The sequence below is a fragment of the Alphaproteobacteria bacterium genome (assembly GCA_023898725.1).
Classification (GTDB): Bacteria; Pseudomonadota; Alphaproteobacteria; order JAUHZC01; family JAUHZC01.
This window is the reverse complement of record CP060236.1, coordinates 259334-278818: the sequence shown is the minus strand read 5'-3', so window position 1 is coordinate 278818 and position 19485 is coordinate 259334. Positions and strand designations below refer to the sequence as shown.

The window sequence follows — 19485 nt, the reverse complement described above, 5'->3', positions numbered from 1 at the left end:
TCATAGTATCCATAAAAGGTTAATAAACAGTTAAGGGGATGCACGGTGAAATACGGTAGTGTGTAAATCTCCAGATCCACTGTGCTACCTAAGGAGTGTGCTGTGAGGCGGATGGGCATAAAATGGGACCGGAGAAGGAGCACTATTTTATGGGTGAGCCGAGGCTAACGCCTTCTTTGTGATGATGAGCACGCAATTCTTTTTCTTTTTTCGCCATTTCTGCCCGTGGTAAGGGCACTATTTCCCCCTTGTCTGGTACTTCATGGAGGCGAGGTATTGTTTCACCTGGATTAAGATCACGACCATGCTTGCTAAAAAGGGTGCCGATACACCCTGAAAGAAGCAAAAAGATTGCACCGACGATCAGAGGTTTTATGATCATGACGGCGTTCCTTCTTTTTGTGCCAAGGCGCTTTCTAAAAACATGTCAATATCGCCATCAAGAACATCTTGTGTTTGTGCTGTTTCTGCTCCTGTGCGCACATCTTTGACCATTTGATAGGGGTGTAGCACATACGAGCGAATTTGATTGCCCCAGCCCATATCTGTCTTTGCTGCTTGTCCTGCGATTGCTTTTTCTTCTCGTTGGCGCATTTCATATTCAAATAAGCGCGCTTTGAGCATGGTAAGAGCCTCTGCTTTGTTACGGTGTTGGGACCGATCATTTTGGCACTGTACCACAATGTTTGTGGGGAGATGGGTAATACGAATAGCACTGTCTGTGGTATTGATATGCTGGCCACCGGCTCCTGATGCTCGAAATGTGTCAATGCGTAGATCCTTGTCCTCAAGAACAATATTAATATTATCGTCAACAACAGGAAAAATATTCACAGAGGCAAAACTCGTATGACGCCGGGCGCTGGAGTCATAGGGAGATATGCGTACCAACCGGTGCACCCCCTTTTCGGATTTTAGCCACCCATAAGCTTGTAACCCATCGATTTCCATTGTCGCAGATTTAATACCTGCGCCATCCCCTGGCAGATAGTCTACTGTGCGGACGTTGAATCCCCGTCGTTCACCCCACCGCGCATACATCCGCCACAAGATTTCTGCCCAATCTTGCGCTTCTGTTCCTCCGGCTCCGGCGTGTACTTCGAGAAAACAGCTATTGGCATCTGCCTCTCCTGAAAGAAGAGTTTCGAGACGCTTGCGCGCAACGGTTAGGGCAAGAGCATCAAGCAATTTTTTGGCCTCAGCCCCGGTTTCTGCATCATCTGCATCGTCAGCCAACTCGAGCAATTCCTGGATCTCGGTTAATTCTTGCGCCAGTGTCGCAACGTTAGAAACCTTTCGTTGGATGCTCTCACGTTCTTTCATAAGCTTCTGGGCGGCTGTGGAATCATTCCATAGCTCAGGATCTTGGGCCTTTTCATCAAGATTCTTTAGCGTTTCGGTTAGTTTTTCCCAGTCAAAGAAACCTCCGCATAAGGGCAAGAGAATTTGTAATCGTTGCTATTATATGGGTATTTTCAGCATTCATTGTATATAATCCTATTTTTCCCGAAAGAGACAGTAGTCTACCATTTCATATAAGTAATCACGCGCCTGTCCAGATGGTAGATTAGCAAGAAGGCGTTTGCTTGTGTCAGCATATCTGGCACATATCCCTTTGATAGTATCAAAAACACGATGATTCTGCATATACGCAAGAGCGGTGATGAAGTCATCGGGCTTTTGTTCTTTGTAGCAAAAGATACGTTCCCAGAAGGCTCGTTCTTGGGGAGTGGCGCGCTGATAAGCCAACAGTACGGGGAGAGTGACTTTTCCTTCGTGAAAATCATCACCCTGACCTTTGCCGAGGATATCACTTGGCGTCAGATAATCAAGGCTATCATCAATCAACTGAAACAAAACACCCAATGCTCTACCATAAAGACTTAACGCCTCTACCTGTTCAGCATGTGCTGACATAAGCATGGCCCCAGACGCAAGGGCGGCGGCAAAGAGTCTGGCTGTTTTTGATTCAATGATGGTGATATAAACATCTTGTGACATTGTCAGATTGCTGTGGTTCGATAGCTGCAAAACTTCGCCCTCAGCTAGATATCCAGCTGCTACGCTCAATGTTTTGACAATAGCAAGGCTATCAAGACGCGTAACCAGTGCAAATGACCGTGCCAGCAAGAAATCCCCAACCAGAACACTAAAAGCATTTCCCCAAACGGTATGCGCGCTGGGCTGGCCCCGACGTAGAGTGCTGTCATCGACAACATCGTCATGCAAAAGGGTTGCTGTGTGGATACACTCGATTCCCGCAGCCAAGTAAGAGAGGTGCTCTGATCGATCTTCATCAGGAGCAAACACATGCCGTGCGAGAATACTAAGTGTTGGGCGAATACGCTTTCCCCCACTACGTATCACATAGCGAGCAATTTCTGGCACATGAGGAGAAACACTTTCAAGGGTGGTGTGAAGAACATCGTTGAGAGCTGCAAGCTCACACGCGTAGGTTGTGTGAATGCGGTGTAGCAGGTCTTTCTGATGGCCTGTTTCCGTCTGTGTGCGCTGTGCTTTCATTCACATAACCGTTCATCATTGAGCGGTCATTATGCAATTTTACACGGACTTGTCCATAACCGAATGATAGGGAATCACGAATTACTTCCCTTGTAATTCTTACGATGAGAAGAACTCAGGAATATTTTTACTCATCTTTTTTCCCAAGAATTGTTTGAAACAAGTGTGGTGGGGTAAGACCTCCCTTATGCAAGATTCTTTTTAAAGAGAAAATTAACTAGAATCCTGTATGCTTTCCGTAAGTGATCCATACGTTCGTGATGCGGCTGACATTACATATATATAAAGTTTTGATAATGTGTATCTGCGTGTTTCCTCTTTGTGCGACACCGGTAAGTCTGGTTATTGCGGAAATTGAACGGGAAATTACAGGTGTGTCAGAAACAAACAATACCAAGCTGTCAGCCAAGACTGAACCAAACCTTCGTTGTCGCACCCAATTTCGTCAAGCGCACAAAACTTGCACGACAGACCGTTGCCGTGATTCGGCTATAACGGAGTTTCGTTTTTGTACTGTCAGTGTTGCGAAAATTGCCCATGAAGCCCAACAAAAAGCCTCCTTTGAGAAGGCCGAGGTCTTGCGTATGGAGGCTGTAAAGCCTGATTCATGCATGACTATTTTGCAGCTTCGCACAGTTTGTGGGAAAAACACCCAATGTAAGAGTGCTTTGTGGCAAACGTATCAGTCTTGTCTGCGACGCTTTGATACTTCTGGAAAAAAATGGGAAGATGCCTCGATGAAAAATGAGGCAAAGTTATCACCTTCTGAGCTGAAAGAATTTCAAATTTCCATTGAGCGCCTACAAAGTGAAGCTTCTCAAGCGCGGGCCAAGCTTGAGGAAAAAAATAATAAAAAGATGATGCGCAAAGCACGCAAACAGCTAAAAATTAATAAACGAAAACTGAAAAATCTTTCAACAAAAAACAAAAAACTTGGTGGAAAGGGGGTGACCCACAAATCTGATGTTCCCCCAATAGTGCGTCCAAAACCGCTTCCTCACAACGGCAAGCCAATGAAAGATTCTGTCAGTGCTCCTGGGAACATTGCAAAAGTCTCAGCGCTGATAAAAGAAGGTGATGGGACTAAAAAATGCCAACAAACATTTATTGAGGCGGTACAGAAATGTCAGAAGCGCTATCAGCTTAATCCTATTCCACGCTTTGATAATGCCCATGTGGAGTGTGTGCGTACTGCTCACACCGAAATGACAGAGTGTGGTGTGAAGCAAGGAATTCTTGGATTAGCAGTGCCTTATCATGAAGACATACACTTGGAGTTTGAGGGTCAAAAACCGGAAAATCCCCAAGCCTGTGAAAAGTTGTTTGCAAGCGACTTGGACAAAAAATGTGGCAAAAACTGGTCTTGTCGCAACCGTCTTCAGCAAAAAGCATGGATGTGCAAGGCTCTTGTGAGTCTTCCTAAGTAAAATCAGAGAAAATTTTTCCTTTGCTCACAGGCGATTTTGTATAGATGTCCTTGACAAGCACTGGGTGTTGGGGCTATCCATATCGTCTATATTTTGTGGCGGAGTAGCTCAGTTGGTTAGAGCAGCGGAATCATAATCCGCGTGTCGGGGGTTCAAATCCCTCCTCCGCTACCATAAAAATATCTAATAAAATATAGAGACACTTTTCAACAGCAATTACTCTATGTCTTGTTTGTACCAAGAGGAATACCTTTCTTATCAGCGATTATTGTAATTGCTCTTCTTACAGCACGATGCGCACCATAGTTGATTTTTCAGGCTTTTTTTTGCGTTCATTTCAGTGTAGAGTTTTTTTCATGCGTAACGAACATGCTGTATGTGAGGAAAAAGAATGCGCCGTATGTCTCTGCTTGTATTGTTAATTTTACCTTTGTTAGCTTCATATGAAGTACCCAGCGATTTAGGTGCATTTCGTTCTTTTTCAGGTGAATACTTACGCGATGCAAGAGGAAAATACTTACGTGATCCAAGAGAGGAGTATGTTTTTGATTTTTGTCTTTCCGAAGGAAAGAACGCTCATACGGTAGAACCTTTTTACCATGAAGGGCAGATTTCTTTCAGGAGACGTGAGTTCAGCTTTCTTTCAGACGGAGAGCCTTTTGAGAAAACGATTTTTGATTGTGATTTTTCAAGAAAAGGGTTTACCTCTCCCAACGGAGACCTAAATCTGGATATAGCGGCGTATCGCGATGGTGGTGGTGGGTTTTTGTCTGCAGCGGGCGATGTGCGGGTTATTTGCTCAGATTTTATTGGACTTTGTGAAAGTAAAATAATGTGGGGAGGAACAGCGGGTTTTTATGCCGCACCAGAAACACCATCGGCCTTGTATTCCATTGAGTTGTTACCCAAAGGACTTGAGCCCCAACGCGCTATTGTTTGGGGAAATATTGATTTTAAGAAACCAGGCGTGGTGATGGGACCCACGGATATCCCTGTTCATGAGAGTGTTGGTCAGGCATTTTCCGTATGTGGTGCCAATATACGCATAACAGTGCAAAAATTTCCAACACTTACGACGGAAGAAAATACGCCAGAAACCTATGAAGTCATGGGACCCCGAATGGTGGGCACGAATAGGCAATTGGAAGCTTATAAAACTACCGAGGTACCGGTGTCGTTAGAGTAATTCGTATTCGTAAAAACAAGTCAGGGGTGTTACACGGTGACTTTTGGGATGGAGTTTCATGGTGCTTAGCACTATCAGGCTTGTTGTAAGGGGGGTATATGTGTGGCCTTTGGAAAAGACTCGCAGGAGTCTTTCTTCACACAAAGGTCTTACAGGTGGGCACGAAACTCTGTGGACAGTTCTTCATCTGTGCGAGCTCGAAAGAGGGTTGCTTGAATATATCCTTCTTTCGATCCGCAATCAAAGCGTGTCCCTTCAAATGTGAGGGCGTGGAAGGGTTGGCCGGATGCAATAAGAGGATTGAAAGCATCGGTCAGTTGAATTTCTCCCCCAGTACCTTTCTTTTGTTTGCTGAGAAAATCAAAAACGTCTGGTTGTAAAATATAACGCCCAATCACAGCAAGTGTAGAGGGTGCTTCTGAAAGAGATGGTTTTTCAACAACGGATGCCACAGCTTTTAGGGCAGTGCCAGGCAGAGGAGAATTATACAATTGGATGATTCCATAGTTGCTTACACAGGGGGGTGGCACATCCATGGACGCAACAATGTTACCCGGGTGCATGGCGTATGCATCGACCATTTGTTTCAAACAAGGAACCTTTCCCATAATTAAATCGTCGGGTAACAAGACAGCGAAAGGCTCATTGCCAATAAACTTCCGAGCGCACCAGACCGCATGACCTAATCCCAGAGGTTTTTGTTGGCGTGTAAAAAAAGCCAGTCCAGGTGGTAGGTTTGATGGATTCAGTCGATCCAGCAAATCCACCTTGTTGGCTTCAGCGAGAGAATGTTCCAACTCATAGTTGATATCAAAGTAGTCTTCGATCGCCGCTTTCCCCCGAGAGGTCACAAAAATAAACTCTTCAATGCCGGCAGCTCTTGCTTCATCTACGGCAAATTGGATGAGGGGTTTGTCCACAATGGGTAGAAGCTCTTTTGGTACAGATTTTGTTGCAGGCAAAAAACGTGTTCCCAGGCCCCCAACAGGAAATATCGCTTTGCGAATGTGGGTCATGGAGCTTTAAAAATTACGAATATGACATCCTAAGGATTTTCAGCAACCCACGCAACATTTAATGAACGTTGTTGTGGGGAAAACCCTCATTCAGAACCTTGGCTACCCTTGGCAAGTTTTCATAAATCAAGGGGGTTATTGGTTTTGTTGTGTGTATCGGCGAGCACACAACATTCTCCGTGTTGTCTTTATGGGAACCCCTACGCTTCTTCAGTATCAGGTAATTCGTGCAGGGAGGGCCCGGGAAGAGTAGTTTCAACGGGTAAGCGAATTTTCTCACGCACACGTGGCGGCAGTTGATCAGCTATCCATTCGCTAATACTAGCCACGTAAGGAATAAGTTTGGCATTTTCAACGGCATCAGGCCACCTCTTGTAATCTGAGATTGTAAGGGTGGCAATATAAAAACAACATATAACCCCAACTCCTCGGATTGCCCCAAAAATAAGCCCAACTACTCGATCAAATCCTGATAAAGAACTTTCCCGTACTTTTTCTTTCACCCCCGGGCGTAGCACAGATAAAAAAAGCACGGTTATGATAAAGATGCTCAACATAGCGAGGATTTCTGCCACAAAAGATTTGCCAAGAAGTTGATAGAAATGGGGCAAAATATGAGGTGTTCCGTATATTGTTGCTGCTATTGCTGATGCCCAGGGTAGCAAGCTCATAAACTCGACAACAAAACCACGCCATAGGCCAATGATGACAGACAAAAAGATAACGGTAACAATAACCCAATCCAGCGCAGCAATATCAAAAAATTCAGACATACGTATTCCGTTGCGTGTTTATTGTGTGAGCGTAGCACGCCCAGGACGTCCTTGCCACGGGAAAAATACCTTTATAGACACAGGATAAAACACACTACTGACAGATCGTTACCAGGGGGGGTGGCGCCTCGTCTGGCAGAAATCTACGCGGCCAAAACGTGATGTATTTGACGATCTTTGTGGTTATTATTGCAAAAACAATACGCCGGTTATGGCAACCACTGCCAGCCATGGATCCTTTATAGGGTCTCCTATCAAGCCATACAGGGATTCCCATATAAGGCTCCCCCAGAAATTCTTATTTTTTGTTCGTGAGAAGGATAAAGATTTGTACAAAATTGTTTGGCGCATAGCACCCGACTGGCGTTCGTGGTGCGCGCGCAAGATCATCAAGGTCAAAGTGCGTATCGGACGCTTAATCACATAAAAAAGATTCCTGAGCAAAAGCATAGGTCTGGCTTGATAAATATTTTTGAGCATCGTTATTGTTCCTGTGGTCATGGATAAAAATGGCGCAAGCGTATAAGAAATTTATAAGAGGAGTATTTCTTTTTCTTTTTGCTTGCTCTTATGGGTGTGTACAAAGTTTTCAAAACACGCATAGAAAAATATTCCCAAATGTGCCATTTTGATCCAAAATTATGTTGAAAGATCCGTTATGGTACAGAATCCAACAAAAAAACTAACAATTATTGTTCTGGCTGCGGGCAAGGGAACGCGGATGCATTCCAACACCCCCAAGGTCATGCACCCGATTGGAGGACTGCCCATGGTGGGGCATGTAGTGATGGCTGCGGCAGGACTTGATCCAGACAAAATTGTGGTTGTTTTAAGCCCTGAAATGACAGCAGTGAAAGATTTTGTGGAGGGCCTAGACCCACGTGTCAATGTCTCCTGGCAGCATGAACAAAAAGGAACAGGACACGCAGTGCTTAGTGCCAGAGAGCATTTTGCAAACGCACAAGGCACTGTGTTGGTAATGTTTGGTGACACCCCGCTCATTCAAACAAACACCTTGTCACCAGTGGTTAAAGCTTGTGAGTTGGGTGCAGGGGTGAGCGTGGTGGCCTTTCATGATTACGAAGAAAATCGCTATGGCCGTCTGGTTACGGATAAGCACGGTAAGGTTGAGCGTATCATTGAGTTCAAGGACCTCGATGAGGGACAGGAGCAAATCTCTCTCTGTAACTCGGGTGTGATGGCTCTGCGGGCACAGCATGTCTGTGGCTTACTGGATCGGCTGGAGTGTGATAATGCGGCTCATGAGTATTACCTTACAGATGCTGTTTGTCTCGCACGCAAGAGTGGCTTGTATGTGGATTGTGTGGCCGTTGAAAAAGAAGAGCTTATGGGGATTAATTCCCGTTATGAACTGAGCATTGCGGAACGGGCTTTTCAAGAGCGTCGTCGTAAGGAAATTATGATGGCGGGTGTTACACTTGTTGACCCTGATACGGTTTATTTTCAGCATGACACACGCATAGGGAAAGATAGCTTAATCCATCCCCATGTAACGTTTGGTTCGGGTGTGCAAGTAGGTTCTGATGTGGAAATATTGCCCTATTCTCGGATTGAAGAGTCAATTATTGGAAACAAAGCAACGATTGGTCCTTTTGCTTATGTTCGCAAAAACAGTACTGTGGGCAAAGGGTCACACATTGGGGGTTTTCGGGAAGTCAAGGCGAGTACGATCGGTGAGAAAACTTTACTGAAGCACTTTGGGTATGTTGGCGACTCAGAGATTGGCGACGGTGTAACAATGGGCGCAGGGAGTGTAACGTGCAATTCAGATGGTTTTGAGAAACACAAAACCGTCATTGAAGATGGTGCGTTTGTAGGAGCAAATGTAAGCTTAATTGCTCCTGTTATCGTTGGTAAAGCAAGCATTATTGGTGCGGGTAGTGTGGTTACAGAATCAGTTGAGGATTACAGCATGAGTGTTACCCGGTCCCCTCAGCAACATTATGCTGATGGTGCAAAACGCTACCGTAAGAAACGAATGAACTAATGACACACTATATTTTTATAACGGGCGGTGTCGTTTCGTCTCTGGGGAAGGGAATCTGTGGATCATCACTAGCAGCACTGTTGCAAGCCCGAGGATTGCGGGTACACATGCGAAAATTTGATCCCTATTTGAATGTGGATCCTGGAACGATGAGTCCCTATCAGCATGGTGAAGTTTTTGTAACCCATGACGGCGCTGAAACTGATTTAGATTTAGGCCATTATGAGCGCTTTACCGACCAGCAAAGCACCCGCTACGACAGTGTTTCTTCAGGCCAAATTTACCGCAGTGTGATAGAGGCCGAACGCCGCGGGGATTATCTAGGAGCAACAATTCAGGTCATTCCTCATGTTACCACAATGATCAAACAGGCCATGATGCGGGATATTGATGATGGTATCGATTATTGCATTATTGAAATTGGGGGAACAGTAGGGGACATTGAAAGTTTGCCTTTTCTTGAAGCCATACGTCAATTGCGTGCCGATCTTGGTCGTGAGCGCACACTGTTTGCGCATGTAACTCTGGTTCCGTATATCCCTGCTGCGGGAGAACTCAAAACGAAGCCCTCCCAACACTCGGTGAAAGAGCTTTTGGGACTTGGTATTCAACCAGATATACTTGTGTGTCGATCAAGTGTGGAGATTCCTGCGAGTGCCCGTGAAAAACTAGCGTTGTTTTGTAATATTCGCCCTGAAAATGTTATTGCTGCCCATGATGTATCAACAATTTATGCTGTTCCTCAAGCCCTACACGAAGAAGGATTTGATCGACAGGTCTTGCAATATTTTGGTTATGACCCAGCGACAAACCCTGCAAATATTGAGCCGTGGATAAATTTTGTGTCCCGTATTCAGGCGCCTAATCGGGAGGTAACGTTGGGAATTATTGGCAAATACACAGGTCTTGTAGATGTTTATAAGTCCATTTGCGAGTCCCTCATTCATGCGGGAGCACAAAACAATACAAAAGTTCATATACGTTGGGTTGATAGCGAGTCCTTGGAGCCCCTGGATGAAGCAGGAATCGGCCACACACTCGGTGGCTTGGATGGTATTTTAGTTCCGGGGGGGTTTGGTCACCGGGGTGTTGAGGGGAAAGTACGTGCGATTACCTATGCGCGCATACACGCAGTGCCCGTTTTGGGGATTTGCTTAGGTATGCAAATGATGGTTGTTGAAGCTGCGCGTAATCTTCTTGGTCTTTCTGATGCAGGAAGCTCAGAGTTTGGCGAAACACCACACCCTGTTGTTGGGTTAATGACTGAGTGGATTAAAGACACCGAAACAATCAACCGTCATACACGCGGTGATTTGGGAGGAACGATGCGCTTGGGGGCATATCCGTGTATACTCGCACCAGGAACGCATGCTCAAAAACTTTATGGGTGCTCAGCAATCGTTGAGCGTCACCGCCACCGCTATGAAGTATGTGCAACATATGTGCCTGATCTTGCAAAGAAAGGCTTTGTTTTTTCGGGAATGTCTCCGGAGGGTGATCTCCCTGAGATTGTAGAAATAACAAGCCACCCCTATTTTATTGGTGTGCAGTTTCATCCGGAGTTTTGCTCTCGCCCGACACGCCCTCATCCGTTGTTCGATGGGCTGGTGCGGGCTATGGGAATGGGAAAAAACCATAGCTAAAAAGGATTATGGAGCCCCTTCTTGCCAAGAGAGGTTGCTCGCGCTAAATTATGCCCACACAAATTGTTTTTGGTTATGTCTCAAGGAACCTCTTTTCAAGAAGTAATTTTTAAGCTCCAGCAGTTTTGGGGTGCGCATGGGTGTATCATCCTTCAACCCTATGATATGGAGATGGGTGCTGGAACCTTTCATGTTGCTACGACGCTGCGTTGTTTGGGACCTGATGCGTGGTCGGCTGCGTTTGTACAACCAAGCCGTCGCCCAACAGATGGGCGTTATGGAAAAAACCCTAACCGCTTACAAATGTTTCACCAATTTCAAGTTGTTGTGAAGCCTTCTCCTGAGGATGCACAAGATTTGTATTTAAAAAGTCTGGCGCATATTGGGTTTGACATACACGCTCATGACATTCGTTTTGTAGAAGATGACTGGGAAGGTCCAACGCTGGGAGCATCAGGTTTGGGATGGGAAGTGTGGTGTGATGGCCTTGAGGTGACCCAATATACATACTTTCAGCAAATGGGAGGAATTCCGTGTGCGCCTGTTTCTTTGGAGCTTGCTTATGGGCTTGAGCGCTTGGTAATGGCTTTGCAAGGTGTTGATAATGTCTATGAGCTGACTTGGAACCCCCGGGGTGTTACGTATGGAGAGATTTTTCTTGCGAATGAACAACAAGCTAGCGCATACAATTTCATGGAATCAAACCCGGATTACTTATTTCAGCATTTTGATCATGCTGAAGCACAAAGTAAGCACCTTAGTGAGCAAGGTTTAGCGATTCCAGCTTATGAGCAGTGTATTAAAGCAAGCCACGCTTTTAATTTACTGGATGCCCGTGGTGTCATTAGTGTAGCAGAGCGTGCGGGTTACATTGCACGGGTGAGGAGTCTTGCGCGCGCTGCGTGTCAGGCATGGATTATCCGTAACGAAAAACAGGAAGCAAAGTAATGTCTGATTATTTGTTTGAAATTTACGGGGAAGAAATGCCATCCCGTTTTCAGGAAATGGCAGAAAAACAAATAGCGCAGTTGTTTCATGACAGACTCCTGGCGCATCACTTGACTTATACCCAAATCGAGACCTATGTAACGCCGCGGCGTTTGGTCGCACACATCACGGGACTGCCAGACAAACAGCCTGATTACTCAGAAGAGCGTCGTGGACCACGTGTGGACGCCCCCCAGGCAGCTATTGACGGTTTTGCTCGCAGTGTTGAACGCTCTTTAAATACATTGGAGCGTCGCACTATAGAAAAAGGTGAGTTTTATTTTGCTTCTCTCACACATCCGGGGCGCCCGCTGCAAGAGTTGCTCGTGACGTTGGTCCCAGAAATTTTAGAAGCGTTTGCTTGGCCAAAATCAATGCGCTGGGGAACATCCACACAAGCATGGGTGCGTCCTGTTCATCATGGTCTATCTCTTCTCAACGGTTCTGTTGTCCCACTTACATGGGATATTGGAGGGGGAATGTCCATCCACTTTGGTCATGCGACCAGGGGACATTACTTGATTGATAATACCCCATTACAAGTGATCGATTGTGAGGATTATAAAAAGCAGCTTTTGAAAAACAATGTAATGCTATCATTTAATGATCGCAAGCAAGCCATACGCGATCAGGTCAAAGCATTGGCTACCCAACAAGGGCTTTTGGGTGACAATGATGCGCAGCTTCTAACCGAAGTAGCTGGCCTTGTGGAGTGGCCGGTGACCTATATGGGTAAGATTGATCCTGATTTTATGCACTTGCCTACCGAGTTATTGGTCACAGTGATGAAGCGCCACCAGCGCTATTTTCCTATGTATGATGGTGCAGGTGTTTTAGCTCCCTATTTTGCGGTTGTTTCTAATGGCCCAGCCGTCCAGAATGGCCAGAATATTGTTGAGGGAAATGAGCGGGTCTTGAGGGCGCGCTTTAATGATGCGCGGTTTTTTTATGAGAATGACAGTAGCGTGTCCTTGGAAGATCACGGGCAAAAATTAACCCAGATTGTGTTTCATGCGCAGCTGGGAAGTATGGCAGACAAGGTGGCGCGTCTTGAAAAACTGACGGGTCATATTGCAACACATGTCGAGCAGCCCAGAGAGGACGCAGTACATGCTGCACGGTTATCGAAGTGCGACCTAACAACAGAAATGGTGATTGAGTTTCCAGAGCTTCAAGGGGTGATGGGTCGTTATTATGCCACAGGCGTTTCACCGGAAACAGCTGTGGCCATTGGTGAGCACTATCGCCCTGTTAGTGCTAAGGATGATATCCCACATACACCCCTGGGCAGAATCGTGGCGCTTGCTGACCGCCTTGATACGTTAGTTGGTTTTTTTGGTGTGGGGATCCAGCCCACAGGATCAAAAGATCCCTTTGCCTTACGTCGAGCGGCTTTGGGTGCGTTGCGTATTCTAGAGGAGGGACAACTTAATATCCCCCTAGGGACATTACTAGCATGGGCAATTGAAGGGTATGCGGGCAGTTTAACCGTTCCGCATGGGGATGTTTCAACACAACTTATCGCATTTTGTACAGAACGCCTGAGTGTGTTCTGGAAGGATAGTGGTTTACGGTATGATGTCATCAGAGCGGTGCAGCGATTCTTGTTTATTGAACCGTTAGCAACAGTACGTGCCAATGCGACGGCGATTCAATTGTTTTGTTTGTCATCGGATGGTGAAAATTTGTCTCAGGGGTTTACCCGTGCCTATTCAATCCTATCAAAAGAACAGGCTAAAGATGGCGTAACTTACACACAAGAAGTGGACCAAGTATTGTTACAGGAACGAGCCGAGAAATCTTTGGATGCCGCGCTGAATGCTCTACAGGTTGATGAGCGTGATATGAAAGGTTCTCTGGAGTCTCTTGCGTCTTTGCGTCACAGTATCGATGGTTTTTTCAACACGGTCGTTGTGAATGCAACAGATCATCGGGTGCGTCAGAATCGTTTACGCTTGCTGAATAAAGCGATTACGATGATGCAAAAAGTAGCTAACTTTGAAGAAATACAGGTTTCTTAATGTCTGAAGATACGTATCAGTCACCATTTTTGCGTGAAGCGTCGGCTCGGGGGTTTATTTATCAAGGCACACATCTTGATAAATTGGACATCCTATTATCTACCCAAAAAATTGCTGCATATATTGGGTTTGATCCTACAGCAGATAGTTTGCACGTTGGGAATCTTGTGCAAATTATGTGGTTACGCATGCTTCAAAAACACGGACATACACCGATTATTCTTGTTGGTGGCGGAACGGGGCGTGTGGGGGATCCAAGTGGTAAAGATGCCCAACGTCAAATGATGACCGATGATACCATTGCACACAATATTGCAGGCATCAAAAAAACACTTGAGCAGTTTATTGATTTTTCCCCGCATTCTATCAATCCTGCTATTCTTGTTGATAATAATGCATGGTTGGCTCCAATCAATTATTTGGACTTCTTGCGGGAATACGGCACGCATTTTACGATTAACCGCATGCTGACATTTGATAGTGTCAAAACACGCTTAGAGCGTGAAACCCCACTGACATTTCTTGAGTTTAACTACATGTTGTTGCAGGGGTATGATTTTGAGCAGCTTTTTTTGAGCCATAACTGTGTTCTTGAGTTAGGTGGATCTGATCAGTGGGGGAATATAATTTGTGGTGTTGAACTCATTCGCCGGCGGCAAAACAAGCAGGTGTTTGGTTTAACCTCACCGCTTGTGACAACATCATCGGGGGCAAAAATGGGAAAATCCGCCCATGGTGCTGTGTGGCTTACTCATCAAAAATATGCAATTTTCGATTTCTGGCAATATTGGCGCAACACAGACGATGCTGACGTAGGGCGATTTTTACGAATGTTTACAGATCTTCCACTGACAGAGATTGAGAATCTTGAAAAATATAAAGATGCAGAAATTAACCAAGCCAAAATTGTTTTAGCGAATGCGATGACAGCTCTTTGTCATGGGGAATTAGCCGCTATTGAGGCCCAACGGGCCGCAGAATCTCATTATAGTACGGCTGGGCAAAGTGTTTTTAGGGGGTTGCCGGTTCTGCGGCTTGACATGACTCTTGTGGGGGAGGGCATAAGTGGGACAAGTCTTTTGGTTTGTTTGGGTCTTTGCGCCTCTAAGGGAGAGGCGCGTCGCCTGATTGCCGGAGGAGGGGTGCGTATTAATAATATTCCACTTGCAGACGCAGAAGCCCTACTTTTCCAAGAGGAGTGCCCGTCAGAGGGATGGAAAATTTCTCTTGGCAAGAAGCGGCACTATCATGTTGTTAGTGCGTGAAAGTGAGGCCTGGAACTAGAAGTGGAGAAAGACCATGCTCGGCACGCATCCTGTTGGCACACAAAAAAAGCTGTGTTTTATCCATAATTTGCCCCTGCACAAGATAGGAATGGGTTGCTGTTCTTTTTGGCAGAATAGGAGAGACAACAACATTCTCGTGCTTGAGGTACGTCATGACTTCTGACCAATCATTCCACTCATCATAAATAGAGCGCTCATGGATTTTCCTCTGTATGTGCAAGTTAGTGTCATCGGGGTGCACAGGGTTAACAGCCCAGGGGCTTAAAGCCAGAATCTCAGGAAAATACTCCGTAAATGAACGGACAGTCCACGCTAAGTTTGTTTGTGGGTGTTGCAAAAGTCGTAATAACTCTTGGCGAACCTCTTGGGTTATTTCTAGTTTTTGTTCCCGTAACCGATACCGCTTGATAACTTTTTGAACAGAAGCCAATGTGCGGTCAAGCAACGCGCTAATATCCTTGTAAGGAATTTTCATATGAAAACTCAACCAAACAAGTAATTTTTCAGCATTTGACCATTTAAGATGTTTCTTTTTTGCATTCATTTTTGCAATTGTCCCTATTCTTATTATTTATACATACCATTGATATTAATTCATATTTACTATTATCAACATGTGAACTCTGCATTAAGTTTTTTTAACTGTCAAATTAAAGATATTTTTTGTCCGCGCATTTTTGTGCCGTTTGTCAAAATTAATGCTTGATAATAGATATCCTACGGTTGATACTAATCTGGTTTAGGGAAGTTAAAATGGAGGACTACGTAATGCAAACACGTGTAAAACCGAACACTTTTTTTACCATGGCGCAAGAAGCATTAGAACAACAAGGCATACAAGTGATTGAAAACAAAAGCCCAATCGCCTCGGCGGATGCTCACAATGTAGCCAAGTTTCGTCGCCGAAAGCGCTGGCAAACACGTAACCCGCTGCGTGATTTGCGTGTCAACAAGGCATACACTCTTGAGGAGTTAGCCTTAGCAACGGGTTTATCGCCCTCGTATCTATCGCGCCTTGAAAGTGGATCGCGCCGGTTGAATGCAGATATTATTCAAAAACTGTCAACAATTCTTGAGTGTGCACCAGCTGATTTGTTGCCTTTTGCAAATGGCCCAACAAGCGCTCAGAATGTGTTTCCTGCAACAGGAAATGCCCAACACTTGCCCGTGAAAACAGCGGGGAATCAAAATACCCCTGTGGTGGATCTCCCCTTGTATGAGATGTCGGATGAGAAGGGGGTGATGGGTTTTGACTTTAGCAAGCCCAAGGACTGGATTATGCGGGGTGCCGAGTTTGTGGGGGTCGCGGGTGCCTTTGCGTTGCGCTTGAATACCAATACATTTGGGCCGCGTTATACGCAACACGATTTGCTGTTGGCCCATCCATCGAAACCATTGGTTTCCCAGTGCTATGTGATAGTTGTTTCTCAGGAAAATCAAGTCTTTCTAGGGCAGTTTGATCACTGGAGAGCAGCTGTGACTGTAACGGGAAGCCTAGGTCCTGTTGGTGCAAGTGCTGACGATATTTTGCATATTAAGGACTTTCATGATAGCACAAAAACACATGAATTTATCCGTAAAAATCTCAAGGGTGTATATCGCATTGTAGGAACGGCAGAAACGATCTGACAAAAAAGGAATGCTTCTTACGTCTGTGGAAAAACACAGAAAAGAATTTTTCTTTTTTCATGTGGGGGGAGTCTTAACGGATTCCTCTCATTTTTTATAGTAACGGCCGTGCCAAATTTTTTGCTGTAACGAGATAGATCGCAAAGGCGAATCCCCGAGATTTTTTACCTACAAAGAAACTATAAAAGCGATAGAAAAATATTTTATGCGATAATGTCAGGAATAGTCTGACCACGCAAATGGGTGATTTGTCTAGAAACTGAATCGTACTGTGTTTGTAATTCCCGCAGAACAAAAGGATTAATAACTTTTTGGCACTTCATTGCGTTCAGTCGTGAAGAAATGGTCGCTTGTTCTCCGTGGAGTTGCGTAATGCGTCGCATAACAAATGATTGCTGGTAAGACATTATTCACGATTCCTTAATCCATCGTTAACATTATAGGATTTTAAAGAATAAATCAAGAAAATTATATTATTAGATAAAAACAAAATAACTATAGAAGCGGCATATGGCGCTCTGTTGGTTGTTTGTTTTTCTTAAATACATTTTTTAGAGAAAGTATAGGAAAATAGGAGTTTTTGGTTGCGGGGGCTGGATTTGAACCAACGACCTTCAGGTTATGAGCCTGACGAGCTACCAGACTGCTCCACCCCGCGCCAACTGAGATGAAATAACCACACAGACGCATAAAAATCAAGCTATTTTTTGCGCAAAGTTTCACGGCTCTGTATCTTGGAAAAAGTGTGCTCAACAGAGCACACAAAACAACAACCTCTGTGCTTGTGCTTTGTATGTATGTGTTTAGTTGGTGCACGGCTACCGAGCATTATCAGGACTAGATGTAAAGTATTCATAAAGATATGCTTATAAAACCTTGCCTTCCCCGCGAAAGGTCCATTTGAGGAGGGGCAGCTGTGAAGATTATACAAGCGCCCACAGGTGTGGGACAAAGAGAATCTAAAAGTGTGTTTTTACTCCATCAAACCCTTTGAATACCCATGTAGGTGGGGAACGTAGCTTCCGCAGGGGGGTCAGCTCCTCGGATGTGGGAAGATCATACAACCACCCATACCGATGAGCTGTAACACCCGTTAGTACGAGCATGGTATCCCATGCATGAGCCTGCGCTCCGGCAATGTCTGTTTCTAGGGAGTCCCCGATCATAATGATACGGGATCCATGGGGTATTTTCTGCATAATGTCTTCAAAAATCTCAGGATGAGGTTTGCCAAAGGAAATGACTGTTCCTCCTAGTTCTTCATAGGTGTGGGCAAGTGAGCCTGTGCGAGCGTGGAGTTTTCCTTCAATCACAACGCTGGTATCAGGGTTTGCGCATATGAGCGGAAGACCCCGAGCGATCGCTTCCTTAAGGACATCCGTATTTTGTGCAAATGAGGAAAGTAAAGATCCCCGCGCGACAAGAAGAAAATCGGCAAGATGAGGTGTGTCCACAAAAAATAGAGGGTGCTGTGAAAAATACTTTCGAAAAGAAATATCATTATTTACATGAAGGCACGAGAGGGGTTTTTCCTGCGTTCGCTTCGTTAAGTAGTTCAGTGTGGCTTGACCCGACGAATAAGCACAATCGTATAAGTCCCGGGGGACCTCCATTGCTTGAAGATGCTGTTCAACCTCTGATGATGGCTGGGACATATTGGAAAGAAAAATGACTTGTTTATGAGCCTCCCGAAGCGCCTCAAGTGTGGGGCGTAGTTTTGGAAAAGGCCGATATCCATCATGAACAACCCCCCAAATATCGAACACGAAAGTGTCGTATTGCGGAATAATTTCGTTAAAAAATGCTATTTTCTTCACGGCGTATCACCGTTAATTTGCATCACTAGAAGACCACAAATTTTTTAATTTATCGAAAAAACTAGATCCCTTAGATTTGCTCGTTTCTTCAATTTCCGCAAATTCGGTAAGAAGTTCTTTTTGTCGCTTCGTAAGCTTCGTGGGCACATCAATGCGTGTGTGGATATACATGTCACCGCGAAGATCTCGACGAATTATAGGCATCCCTTTACTTTTTAAGCGAAACTTCTGGTTCGCTTGGGTTCCTTCAGGAATGGTAACCCGAGCTTTCCCCCCATCGATGGTGGGGATCTCAATCTCACCGCCAAGGGTAGCTGTCGTAATGCTTACAGGAATTTCACAGTGAATATCTGCACCTTCACGTTGGATAAATTGATGAGGACGAATAGAGACAAAAATATACAAATCGGCGTGTCCGCCTCCTCTATAGCCGGCCTCTCCTTCCCCACTGAGCCGAATGCGCGTACCATCCTCAACACCGGCGGGAATAGATATCTTCAGTGTGCGTTGTTTACGGGTACGTCCATGCCCATGGCATTTGATACAAGGATTTTCAATGATGCTCCCCTCTCCATTACAGGTTGGACAGCTGCGCTCTACGGTGAAAAAGCCTTGTTGTGCGCGAACAGTCCCAGACCCATGGCAAGAGCCACACGATGTTGGTTTTGCTCCCTCTTTGGCCCCTGATCCAGAGCATGATTCACAGCTGACGTATGCAGGGATAGTAATCGTTTGTTCAAGGCCGCGAAAGGCCTCTTCCAGACTAATAGACACATCGTAACGAAGGTCTGATCCTCGTTGTCCGGAACTCTTCCGCGTCTTATTACCACCGCGCGTCCCCCCACCCATGAACTCGTGAAAGACATCCTCAAAACTAAAGCCGCCCGTTGCCTGACCAAAGTCGAACCCAAACCCACCCCCTGGTTGAGATCCACCACCAGAACCATCGAAAGCCGCAGATCCAAATTGATCATAGTGCGCGCGTTTTTGAGGGTCGCTAAGAATTTCGTAGGCCTTGTTTATTTCTTTAAATTTTTTCTCAGCCTCTGCATCTCCTGGATTCCGGTCCGGGTGACATTTCATAGCAAGAGAGCGATAGGCTTTTTTGATCTGAGCAGCATCGGCTGATTGGGTGATACCGAGCCTGGCGTAATAATCTTTACTCATAG

The 19485-nt window shown here is 45.3% G+C and carries 18 protein-coding genes and 2 tRNA genes; 9 read left to right on the top strand and 11 right to left on the bottom strand.

The genetic code is table 11. The features are described 5' to 3' along the window. Window positions 1-142: 142 nt before the first annotated feature. The 3 genes from H6849_01270 to H6849_01260 all read right to left on the bottom strand — a co-directional run bounded on the left by H6849_01270 (window position 143) and on the right by H6849_01260 (window position 2523). A complete protein-coding gene (locus H6849_01270; protein USO01664.1) occupies window positions 143-382 on the bottom strand; it encodes a hypothetical protein in 240 nt (79 codons plus the stop codon). Beyond that, window positions 379-1486, bottom strand: a protein-coding gene (gene prfB, locus H6849_01265; GenBank protein ID USO01663.1) for a peptide chain release factor 2 whose coding sequence is annotated in 2 segments (ribosomal slippage) — window positions 379-1416 and window positions 1418-1486 — 1107 coding nt in all. Because the reading frame shifts where the segments join, the coding sequence is not laid out codon by codon here. Before prfB ends, H6849_01270 begins: the two co-directional genes overlap by 4 nt. An 11-nt stretch (window positions 1487-1497) precedes the next feature. Continuing rightward, window positions 1498-2523: a polyprenyl synthetase family protein gene (locus tag H6849_01260; protein ID USO01662.1), complete on the bottom strand. Its 1026-nt coding sequence runs from the start codon at window positions 2521-2523 to the stop codon at window positions 1498-1500. A gap of 296 nt (window positions 2524-2819) precedes the next feature. On the opposite strand from H6849_01260, the gene H6849_01255 reads away from it, so the two are divergent. From H6849_01255 to H6849_01245, 3 genes are all read left to right on the top strand, one after another. Then, the gene (locus tag H6849_01255; protein USO01661.1) at window positions 2820-3950 is read left to right on the top strand and encodes a hypothetical protein; all 1131 of its coding nucleotides are present in this window, start codon (window positions 2820-2822) and stop codon (window positions 3948-3950) included. Window positions 3951-4047: 97 nt separating this feature from the next. Next, window positions 4048-4124 (top strand) — tRNA-Met (locus H6849_01250). Window positions 4125-4341: 217 nt separating this feature from the next. Next, window positions 4342-5136 carry a hypothetical protein gene (locus H6849_01245; GenBank protein ID USO01660.1) on the top strand — a complete coding sequence of 265 codons (795 nt, stop codon included), beginning with the start codon at window positions 4342-4344 and terminating at the stop codon, window positions 5134-5136. A 149-nt stretch (window positions 5137-5285) separates the two neighbouring features. Here the strand turns inward: H6849_01245 and H6849_01240 are convergent, their stop codons facing one another. The 3 genes from H6849_01240 to H6849_01230 all read right to left on the bottom strand — a co-directional run bounded on the left by H6849_01240 (window position 5286) and on the right by H6849_01230 (window position 7405). After that, window positions 5286-6152 (bottom strand): UTP--glucose-1-phosphate uridylyltransferase, encoded by an 867-nt coding sequence (locus tag H6849_01240; GenBank protein USO01659.1) that lies wholly within the window; start codon window positions 6150-6152, stop codon window positions 5286-5288. 200 nt (window positions 6153-6352) lie between these two features. Continuing rightward, a complete protein-coding gene (locus tag H6849_01235) occupies window positions 6353-6925 on the bottom strand; it encodes a CvpA family protein (protein ID USO01658.1) in 573 nt (190 codons plus the stop codon). 186 nt (window positions 6926-7111) lie between these two features. Continuing rightward, complete coding sequence (locus H6849_01230) at window positions 7112-7405, bottom strand: hypothetical protein (GenBank protein USO01657.1); 294 nt, start codon at window positions 7403-7405, stop codon at window positions 7112-7114. Window positions 7406-7583: 178 nt separating this feature from the next. Between H6849_01230 and glmU the strand changes: the two genes are divergently transcribed. The 5 genes from glmU to H6849_01205 all read left to right on the top strand — a co-directional run bounded on the left by glmU (window position 7584) and on the right by H6849_01205 (window position 14849). Beyond that, a complete protein-coding gene (gene glmU, locus H6849_01225) occupies window positions 7584-8933 on the top strand; it encodes a bifunctional UDP-N-acetylglucosamine diphosphorylase/glucosamine-1-phosphate N-acetyltransferase GlmU (GenBank protein ID USO01656.1) in 1350 nt (449 codons plus the stop codon). Beyond that, window positions 8933-10576 carry a CTP synthase gene (locus tag H6849_01220; protein ID USO01655.1) on the top strand — a complete coding sequence of 548 codons (1644 nt, stop codon included), beginning with the start codon at window positions 8933-8935 and terminating at the stop codon, window positions 10574-10576. Before glmU ends, H6849_01220 begins: the two co-directional genes overlap by 1 nt. 75 nt (window positions 10577-10651) lie before the next feature. Continuing rightward, window positions 10652-11524: a glycine--tRNA ligase subunit alpha gene (locus H6849_01215; protein ID USO01654.1), complete on the top strand. Its 873-nt coding sequence runs from the start codon at window positions 10652-10654 to the stop codon at window positions 11522-11524. Next, window positions 11524-13584 carry a glycine--tRNA ligase subunit beta gene (locus H6849_01210; GenBank protein USO01653.1) on the top strand — a complete coding sequence of 687 codons (2061 nt, stop codon included), beginning with the start codon at window positions 11524-11526 and terminating at the stop codon, window positions 13582-13584. The genes H6849_01215 and H6849_01210 overlap by 1 nt, the downstream gene beginning before the upstream one ends. Further along, the gene (locus H6849_01205) at window positions 13584-14849 is read left to right on the top strand and encodes a tyrosine--tRNA ligase (protein ID USO01652.1); all 1266 of its coding nucleotides are present in this window, start codon (window positions 13584-13586) and stop codon (window positions 14847-14849) included. The genes H6849_01210 and H6849_01205 overlap by 1 nt, the downstream gene beginning before the upstream one ends. On the opposite strand, the gene H6849_01200 is transcribed toward H6849_01205, so the two are convergent. Further along, window positions 14839-15414, bottom strand: coding sequence for a hypothetical protein (locus H6849_01200; protein USO01651.1), 576 nt, complete (start codon window positions 15412-15414; stop codon window positions 14839-14841). The genes H6849_01205 and H6849_01200 overlap by 11 nt on opposite strands. Window positions 15415-15638: 224 nt before the next feature. Between H6849_01200 and H6849_01195 the strand changes: the two genes are divergently transcribed. Further along, complete coding sequence (locus H6849_01195) at window positions 15639-16499, top strand: helix-turn-helix transcriptional regulator (GenBank protein USO01650.1); 861 nt, start codon at window positions 15639-15641, stop codon at window positions 16497-16499. Between the two features lie 203 nt (window positions 16500-16702). Here H6849_01195 and H6849_01190 read toward each other — a convergent pair whose 3' ends face one another. From H6849_01190 to dnaJ, 4 genes are all read right to left on the bottom strand, one after another. Beyond that, window positions 16703-16906 (bottom strand): hypothetical protein, encoded by a 204-nt coding sequence (locus H6849_01190; protein ID USO01649.1) that lies wholly within the window; start codon window positions 16904-16906, stop codon window positions 16703-16705. Window positions 16907-17080: 174 nt separating this feature from the next. After that, window positions 17081-17157 (bottom strand) — tRNA-Met (locus tag H6849_01185). 301 nt (window positions 17158-17458) lie between these two features. Beyond that, window positions 17459-18316, bottom strand: coding sequence for a TIGR01459 family HAD-type hydrolase (locus tag H6849_01180; GenBank protein ID USO01648.1), 858 nt, complete (start codon window positions 18314-18316; stop codon window positions 17459-17461). Between the two features lie 12 nt (window positions 18317-18328). After that, window positions 18329-19483 carry a molecular chaperone DnaJ gene (gene dnaJ / locus H6849_01175; protein USO01647.1) on the bottom strand — a complete coding sequence of 385 codons (1155 nt, stop codon included), beginning with the start codon at window positions 19481-19483 and terminating at the stop codon, window positions 18329-18331. Window positions 19484-19485 lie beyond the last annotated feature (2 nt).